6 protein-coding genes are annotated in these 8,695 nt (G+C 41.4%); 3 read left to right on the top strand and 3 right to left on the bottom strand.

From position 1 onward, the window contains the following. Positions 1 to 498: 498 nt before the first annotated feature. Entirely contained in the window at positions 499 to 1,956 is a 1,458-nt protein-coding gene (gene nagE / locus AC4GME_RS06475) for an N-acetylglucosamine-specific PTS transporter subunit IIBC (RefSeq protein WP_490377112.1), read from the bottom strand. A gap of 283 nt (positions 1,957 to 2,239) precedes the next feature. Here nagE and nagB point away from each other — a divergent pair, with 283 nt between their 5' ends. The 3 genes from nagB (at position 2,240) to AC4GME_RS06460 (ending at position 5,577) form a co-directional block, all read left to right on the top strand. Next, positions 2,240 to 3,040: a glucosamine-6-phosphate deaminase gene (gene nagB, locus AC4GME_RS06470; protein WP_490377111.1), complete on the top strand. Its 801-nt coding sequence runs from the start codon at positions 2,240 to 2,242 to the stop codon at positions 3,038 to 3,040. Positions 3,041 to 3,128: 88 nt separating this feature from the next. Next, the gene (gene nagA, locus AC4GME_RS06465) at positions 3,129 to 4,280 is read left to right on the top strand and encodes an N-acetylglucosamine-6-phosphate deacetylase (protein WP_490377110.1); all 1,152 of its coding nucleotides are present in this window, start codon (positions 3,129 to 3,131) and stop codon (positions 4,278 to 4,280) included. A gap of 70 nt (positions 4,281 to 4,350) precedes the next feature. Next, on the top strand, positions 4,351 to 5,577 hold the full coding sequence (locus AC4GME_RS06460; protein ID WP_490377109.1) for an ROK family protein: 1,227 nt from the start codon (positions 4,351 to 4,353) through the stop codon (positions 5,575 to 5,577). 61 nt (positions 5,578 to 5,638) lie between these two features. Here AC4GME_RS06460 and AC4GME_RS06455 read toward each other — a convergent pair whose 3' ends face one another. Both AC4GME_RS06455 and pilB read right to left on the bottom strand, forming a co-directional pair. After that, positions 5,639 to 6,871 carry a type II secretion system F family protein gene (locus AC4GME_RS06455; RefSeq protein ID WP_490377108.1) on the bottom strand — a complete coding sequence of 411 codons (1,233 nt, stop codon included), beginning with the start codon at positions 6,869 to 6,871 and terminating at the stop codon, positions 5,639 to 5,641. Between the two features lie 125 nt (positions 6,872 to 6,996). Then, positions 6,997 to 8,685 carry a type IV-A pilus assembly ATPase PilB gene (gene pilB, locus AC4GME_RS06450; RefSeq protein ID WP_490379154.1) on the bottom strand — a complete coding sequence of 563 codons (1,689 nt, stop codon included), beginning with the start codon at positions 8,683 to 8,685 and terminating at the stop codon, positions 6,997 to 6,999. Between the last annotated feature and the right edge of the window lie 10 nt (positions 8,686 to 8,695).

The following is an 8,695-nucleotide window of genomic DNA, read 5'->3' as shown; positions in this document are numbered from 1 at the left end:
TACCTTTCTTCCTAAAGGTTTCCTAATAACAGCTCCTAGCTTATATCCCTTTCCCAATCCTTTTGGAATTCCTAACTCCCTGTCGCAATTTATGCTATTGCAGCCCTCTTCCTGAAGGTGTCCTTTTATTCCACTTGCTTTATCTAAAGCTCCTTAACTCGTTGTTTTCCGTAACAACGCTGCATTCCTTAACTTGTGAACAAGTATAAATCCAGATTGAAAATTTAAGCCTTATTTCTTTTACTTTTAATTTTATGAATGTAAAGATAACACCCCAACACCAAAACAAACCATACAAATCAACAAATTAGAACTCGAGCATGTTTTATTACCAGTTATCACCAACAGATAAAACGCAGATTACTCACATAAGAATAGCCGATCTCTTACAGATGAGCCTATTCACCACTATTTCATACAGATATAAAAAAGGCACTCCGAAGAGTGCCTTAGTAAACAACCATAGTTCCTCGCGCTCAGCGTGGGAATACTGCCATATTACTTAACAGTTTTCATACGGTTCGCAATACTTTCTGCTTGAGGGCCGATGATAACTTGTAAGTTATTTTCGCCTAGCTTAACAACGCCCATTGCCCCTAAACCTTTAAGTTCAGCTTCATTGACGACACTACGATCTTTAAGTGTTAAACGTAAACGGGTGATACAAGCATCAATAACCTCTAGGTTATCGATTCCGCCAAGGGCTGTAACATACTGAGTTGCTAATTCACCAGCATCTTCAGCAGCATTTACTTTTGGAGCATCAACATCTGCTTCTTCACGACCAGGCGTTTTAAGATCCATACCTCGAATAACAGCAAGGAAGATAAAGTAATAGATTGCGAAGAATACGACACCTTGAACGATAAGCATGTACCATTTAACAGCAAGAGGATTTTGCGAAGACAAGACCATATCCACAAGACCTGCTGAGAAACCGAAACCAGCCATCCACTCCATTGATGCAGCAAAGAATACTGATACACCCGCTAGTAATGCATGGATTACATAAAGCAGTGGCGCTGCAAACATGAATGAGAATTCAAGAGGCTCTGTTACACCGGTGAAGAAAGAAGATAGAGAAGCCGCTAGCATTATAGAAGCAACTTTTTCTTTATTTTCAGGTTTAGCTGCAGTGTAGATAGCAAATGCAGCACCGGGAAGGCCAAACATCATGATAGGGAAGAAACCCGCTTGATACATACCCGTTTTACCTATGATTGCAGTACCAGCATCAATACCAGACTGGCCACTTAGGAAGTTAGGGATATCGTTAATACCAGCAACGTCAAACCAGAATACTGAGTTTAATGCATGGTGAAGACCAACAGGGATTAATAAACGGTTAAAGAATGCGTAGAGACCCGCACCAACATCACCAAGACCAGCAATTGTTTCACCAAACGTTTGTAAACTAGAGAAGATCATTGGCCAGATAGCCATCAGTACGAATGCAAGACCAATCATTACAACTGAGACTACAATCGGTACTAAACGACGTCCTGAGAAGAACGCTAATGCGCTATGTAGTTCAACACCTGAAAAACGATTGTAAAGCTCAGCAGAGATAATACCCACTAAGATACCTACAAATTGGTTATTGATCTTATTAAATGCGAATGGCACTTCTGAAAGCGGGATGCTTTGAATTTGCGCAACCGCAGCAGGGGAAAGTAGCGTAGTCACAACCAAGAACCCGACTAAACCAGAAAGCGCAGCCGCGCCATCTTTATCTTTAGACATACCGTAAGCAACACCAACTGCAAATAACACTGACATATTGTCAATAACAGCCGCTCCCGCTTTGATTAAAAATGCAGCTAAAGCGGAATCACCACCCCAGCCGGCTGGATCGATCCAGTAACCTATACCCATTAAAATTGCAGCTGCTGGAAGCACTGCGACTGGAACCATTAAGGCTCTACCTACTTTTTGAAAATACCCAAGAATGTTCACAACTATCTCTCCTAATATTATGTAAAATCTATTATTTCGCGCCGCTTATTATCTATGGTTTATACTCTATTGAAATGCATCTTTGTGCTGTAAACAGGGTACAAATCCTACAAATCTTGTAGTGGACTCTAAAGATTTTATTGCCAGGCGCAAACGAAACAAGATCGTTTTGTGATCGCCGTCACCTTTAAGGCACTTGTTTTTGCCGTTTGTTTGGCATATCGGAAAAACTTAATTTACACTACGCATTAACACTACTGTTCAACAGAAATTGGAGAAAAACATGCGCTTAATACCTCTTAATAATGCTACTGATGTTGGCCTTTGGTCTGCTCGTTATATTGTAGACGCAATCAATAAATTTGCTCCGACAGCAGAGCGCCCATTTGTTCTTGGCTTACCAACGGGTGGGACACCACTGGCAACTTACAAGCGTTTAATTGAACTTCATCAAGCAGGTGAAGTCAGCTTTGAAAATGTAGTTACATTTAATATGGACGAGTATGTAGGTATCAAACCCTCACATCCTGAAAGCTATTACAGTTTTATGCATAATAACTTCTTCAATCACATTGATATTCAACCGCAAAATATTAACTTACTTAACGGCCTTGCTGATGATTTAGAAGCGGAATGTTTACGTTACGAAGAAAAAATTAAGAGTTACGGTAAAATCAACCTGTTTATGGGCGGTATCGGCATAGATGGCCATATCGCATTTAACGAACCCGCCTCTTCACTGGCTTCTCGCACGCGCATCAAAACATTAACACCTGATACACGTATCGCTAACTCGCGTTTTTTCAATAATGACGTTAACCAAGTTCCAAAATTAGCATTAACGATTGGCGTTGGCACATTATTAGATGCGCATGAAATATTAATTCTGGTAACCGGTAATAATAAAGCATTAGCTGTTGAAGCGGCTGTTGAAGGTAGCGTAAACCACCTATGGACTGTTTCTGCATTGCAACTTCACCCAAAAGCAATTATCGCGTGTGACTCAGGCTCCACGATGGAGCTCAAAGTTAAAACGCTTAAATATTTCACAGAATTAGAAAGCGACAATGTCGGCAATTTATAAGTTGTCCCTATTGCTTTATTTTGATGTAAAGTAACCCCAATTCCCATGCAATTTAAGTAGGGAGCCTTAATAAGTAAGGCGCCTTAAAATGGAGAGATTTGTTATGTATGCATTAACAAATTGTACAATCTACACAACACAAGCAATTTTAACTGATCATGTTGTTGTTATAGAAAATGATAAAATTAAAAACATTAAGCCAATCTCAGAATTGGATGCCAGCATTCAAACAATTGACCTCAATGGGGCAAACCTCTGCCCCGGTTTTATCGATCTGCAACTTAATGGTTGTGGTGGCGTTATGTTTAATGACAGTGTCTCTGAGCAAACGCTTGAAACAATGCAGGCTGCAAATCTAAAATCAGGCTGCACAAGCTACCTACCAACACTTATCACCTCATCAGATGAAGATATGAAAGTTGCACTTAAAGTTACACGAAATTTCATCGATAAAACAGCTAATGAAGTATTAGGTTTGCATTTAGAGGGGCCCTTTCTGAGCCTGGAGAGGAAAGGCATTCACCGTCCTGAGTTTATTCGTAAACCCGATCTGGAGATGGTTGATCTTATCTGCGCCAATGCCGACATTGTAACAAAAGTGACACTTGCACCGGAAAACTCGCCTGTCGAAGTTATTAAGCAACTTAGCGATGCGGGCATTGTGGTATCAATAGGTCATAGCAATGCAACTTATGCACAAGCAAAGGCCGCCATTGATAATGGCGTAACGTTTGCAACTCACCTGTTTAATGCAATGAGCCCTATTACAGGTCGGGAGCCAGGAGTAATTGGTGCAATTTATGATAATGATATCTACGCAGGTATTATTGTTGATGGTTTCCATGTCGCTTATGAAAATGTGCGAATTTCTAAAAAAATCATGGGCGAAAAACTGATCTTAGTGACTGATGCAACAGCACCTGCCGGTGCAAATATCGATCAGTTTGATTTTGTCGGCACAACCGTATATTACAAAGATGGAAAATGTTTTGGGGCAGATGGCACACTCGGAGGCTCTGCCGTAACAATGATTGAGTCTATCGAACAGTGCGTTAAATTTGTCGGTATCGAGCTAGCGGAAGCAATTCGCATGGCAACACTTTATCCTGCAAAAGCGATTTCAGTAGAAGATAAACTGGGTAGCATTGAAGCGGGTAAAGTTGCAAATCTCGCCGTTTTCACAAATGACTATAAAATAACTGCAACTGTTGTTAACGGAAGCTACAAAAACACACAATAAGTTACTAAATAACGAGCTGTTTGTTAGAATAGTTACTCTCTTTCAGCTTGTTATTTAAAGTGAAACAATAATGGTACAAAATAACCAACAAACAGATTCAGTGATTGCAAAGATCGATCATATCAAACAAGCAAACTACGCAACTATTTATAAAGTTATTGAAAAGCATGCGCCTATTTCCCGCGTAGAAATTGCCAAAGTCAGCAAACTTGCCCCCGCAAGCGTAACTAAAATAACACGACAACTGCTCGAAAACGGTATTATTACAGAAACAGCCAGACAAGCATCAACAGGCGGACGCTGCGCTATTTCACTTGCTCCGAATTCATCATCAATCAATGTACTTGCCATTAAGATTGGTCGAAAACTGTTATCAATAAGCCGCTATAACTTATCGGGTGAGGAATTATCAAATAAACAGATAAACATAGAATTAGAAAATGGTGAGCAACTCATTGAACGACTCACAGCTGAAATAGCGGTCGCTGTTGAGGAAGGAAAACCGCTCGGTGAGAAAATATCTGCCATTTCAATCACCCTGGCAGGGTTAATTAATCCGAAACTTGGCCGAATTGTTTATACCTCCCGCTACTCATTCAATAACTTCCCATTAGTCGAGATTCTTGAACAGCGCTTTAATATCCCAACATTTATTGGCAACCATACCCGCTGTCTCGCATTAGCAGAGCACTACTTTGGTGCATCAAAAGATTGCTTAGACTCAATTTTGATTAGTATTCATCACGGTGTGGGTTCGGGCATAATTATTCAGGGCAAATGGTTATTAGGGGAAAACTGTAATATTGGTGAAATTGGACATATTCAAGCAAATCCAGCAGGAAAACAGTGTCATTGTGGTAACTTTGGCTGTCTGGAAACAGAAGTGAGTGATAATGTAATTGTTGAAAAAGTAAAAAATGCGATTAACTACGGAGGCTTAACAACAATAACCCAGGAAACATTAACAATAGAAAACATATATCAAGCAGCGGCTAATAATGATCCCTTATGCCAAAAAATAGTTGAAGATGCAGCCACCTATTTAGGTAAAACTGTGGCCATTTTAATTAATCTGCTCAATCCGGAAAAAATAATTATTGCAGGTAAGATTACTGAGAGTGGAAATACACTCTTTTCAACGATTCAGCAATGTATTGCTCACCAGACATTACCCGAATTTCAAAATAAGCTAACAATACTGCCAACAGAGTTAAAGCCAAATTCAACAATTGCAGCATTTGCATTAATCAAACAAGCCATTTATGAAGGTGATTTGCTACAAAAGATACGCATTTAGATGGGACGGACATCCCACCTGCAATACTCTTTCCGCTTCAAAGCCCCTGCGAAGCGGAAGCTTAACCAATAACACTGCCTAACTGGAATATAGGCAGATACATAGCCACAATCAAACCGCCGACCACCACACCCAGTACAACCATAATCATAGGCTCTAACAGGCTGGTTAAAGCATCAACCGCATCATCCACCTGCTGCTCGTAAATATCGGCAACCTTACTTAACATACCATCAAGATCACCCGACTCTTCACCAATCATAACCATTTGTGAAACCATATCGGGGAAAACGGCTGTCGTTTTCATTGCCACGTTCATCTGCATCCCCGCCATCACTTCAGTACGGACATTATGAATAGCACTGCGATAAACATAATTGCCCGATGCGCCTGCTGCTGAAATAAGCGCATCCACTAAAGGAATACCGGCAGCAAAAGTGGTGGAGAGAGTACGGGCAAAACGTGCAACCGCGGCTTTATCTAAAATAGTGCTGATAACGGGGATTTTAAGGACAAATTTATCGGTATTATCGCGCACCTTCTGCGATTTTAGATGCGCCTTTTTAAACAGAAAAATAGCGGCGATCACAGCGGCAAGAATAATATACCAATAGGCTTGCACTGCATCAGAAATAGCTAATACAAACAGGGTAAACGCAGGCAGTTCCGCACCAAAACCTGCAAAGATATCTTGGAACTGAGGAATAACAAAAAGTAATAACAGCATGGTAACAATACCCGCAACGGCCAATACGGCTGCAGGATAAAACATCGCTTTTTTAATTTTTGATTTGAGTGCTTCAGATTTTTCTTTATAAATTGAGATGCGATCATAAATAGTCTCTAACGCCCCCGACTCTTCACCCGCATCAACCAGATCACAATATAAATCATCAAAATATTTGGGGTGACCGCGCAGGGTTTTTGAAAGCGGCGTGCCGGTCGCCACTTCATTGCCGATAGAGGTCATTAACTCCCTTAAGGGCGCTTTCTCATTACTTTTAGCGATCAGTTGCAGGCTCTGTACCAAAGGAACCCCGGCCCCGAGCATAGTTGCTATTTGACGGGAAATAACCGCAATATCCATCGGCGATATTTTATTGCCGAATGAGAAAAGTGATTTTGATTTTTTCTGAATACGCGTAACATTAACGCCCTGCTTGCGCAGTTCAACTTTTACTTCCGCCAGCGATGTGCCTTGTAACTCACCGGAAACCTTACCACCTTTGCGATTAATACCTTTCCACTTATAAGTATCAATGCCACTACCTTTTGCTTTTTTCTTTGCAGCCATAACTGTTCCTTAATTCATGATTTTTAATCGGCACTACCACGCACGGGTGGATATGAGGAAGGGCTGAAGCCATACTGCCAAAAGAGGAAGCGGCTATAATCCCATAAAAGCGAGCTTTTTTATTTTTACGTTACCCGAGTAACCTCATTTAAACTGGTTATACCATTTAGCGCTTGTTGCAGTGCGGACTGGCGCAGCGTATACATCCCTTCCTGTTGGGCTAATTTTGCGATTTCCATAGCGTTGCCATTATTTAAAATAATATGGCCGATATTTTCGCTCATCTGCATCACTTCATAGATCCCCACACGGCCTTTATAACCATCCGTACACTTATCGCAACCGACTGGTTTATATATTGTAATACCCGCATCAATATCTGTCTGGTTAAAGCCGATATTTTTTAGCTCGCTATTATCAAAATGCTCTGCTGTTTTGCACTCGTTGCATAAACGGCGCGCCAGACGCTGGGCAATAATAAGTGAAACTGAGGAGGCGATATTAAAGGCCGGCACCCCCATATTAAGTAAACGGGTTAAGGTTTCTGCTGCTGAGTTAGTATGCAGGGTAGATAAAACTAAGTGACCAGTCTGCGCGGCTTTGATAGCAATTTCTGCAGTTTCTAAATCACGAATTTCACCCACCATGACGATATCGGGATCTTGGCGTAAAAATGAACGCAGCGCAGAAGCAAAGGTCAGCCCTGCTTTGGTATTGATCTGCACTTGATTAATGCCGGTCAGATTGATTTCAACCGGATCTTCCGCTGTGGAGATATTGCGTTCAACTGTATTAAGAATATTTAACCCGGTATAAAGCGAAACGGTTTTACCACTACCGGTAGGGCCGGTTATTAAAATCATCCCTTGTGGTTTTCCAAGAGCATGTAAATATTTGCCTTTCTGCTCATCAGAATAGCCCAAACGGTCAATATCAAGGCTGGCGGCAGAAGAGTCTAAAATACGCATTACCACTTTTTCGCCCCACATGGTCGGCAGCGTACTGACACGCAGATCCACATTACGTTTATTGGAGATTTTAAGTTTAATACGCCCATCTTGAGGCAGACGGCGCTCGGCAATATCAAGCTTGGACATTACTTTTAAACGCGCAGAAAAACGGTTGGCTAAATTAACCGGCGGAGTGGCGACCTCATGTAAAATACCATCAACACGAAAACGTACGCGGTATTTTTTTTCATAAGGTTCAAAATGCAGATCCGATGCGCCCTTGCGCACCGCATCAATTAAGATGCTGTTGATATATTTAACAATCGGCGCATCATCATCTCCGCCGCCTTGTGTCTCATCAAGACGGGAATCACTGTCATCGACTTCGATATCATCAATATCGCCCATCTCGCCTAAAGAGGAAACATCATCTTCCAATAACGCTTCAATCGCTTTATTAAGGTGTTTTTCTTCCACCAGTAACGCTTCAGTATGCATCGAGAAGCTAAAACCAAAGTCCTCTAATGCGGAGACATTGGTGGGATCGGACATGGCGATATAAAGGGTTTTCTGCTGCACATAAACGGGCAGCGCATGATGCTTCTCTATTAGTTTCTCATTGGTAAACTTATCGGGAATATTATCAAGATTAAGGGTATCGGAATCTAATAGAGGAATACCATATTCAGCTTCGCAGAACTGCGCGAGTGCTTCACTGGAGATAAAATCATTTTCCACCAGGTAACTAACCAGGGATTTTTTTTCGCTCGCCGCGGAAGTTGTTATCTGTTGGAGTTTATCAAGGGGCAGTAAACCACGAGTGGCCAGGCTGGAAGCCAGGCCACTAATATTAAGGGTTGTCATTCGCTATTAA

This window comes from Psychromonas sp. (assembly GCF_983033635.1).
Note: the sequence above shows the minus strand (reverse complement) of the source record. Positions and strands in the feature narration are given on the sequence as shown.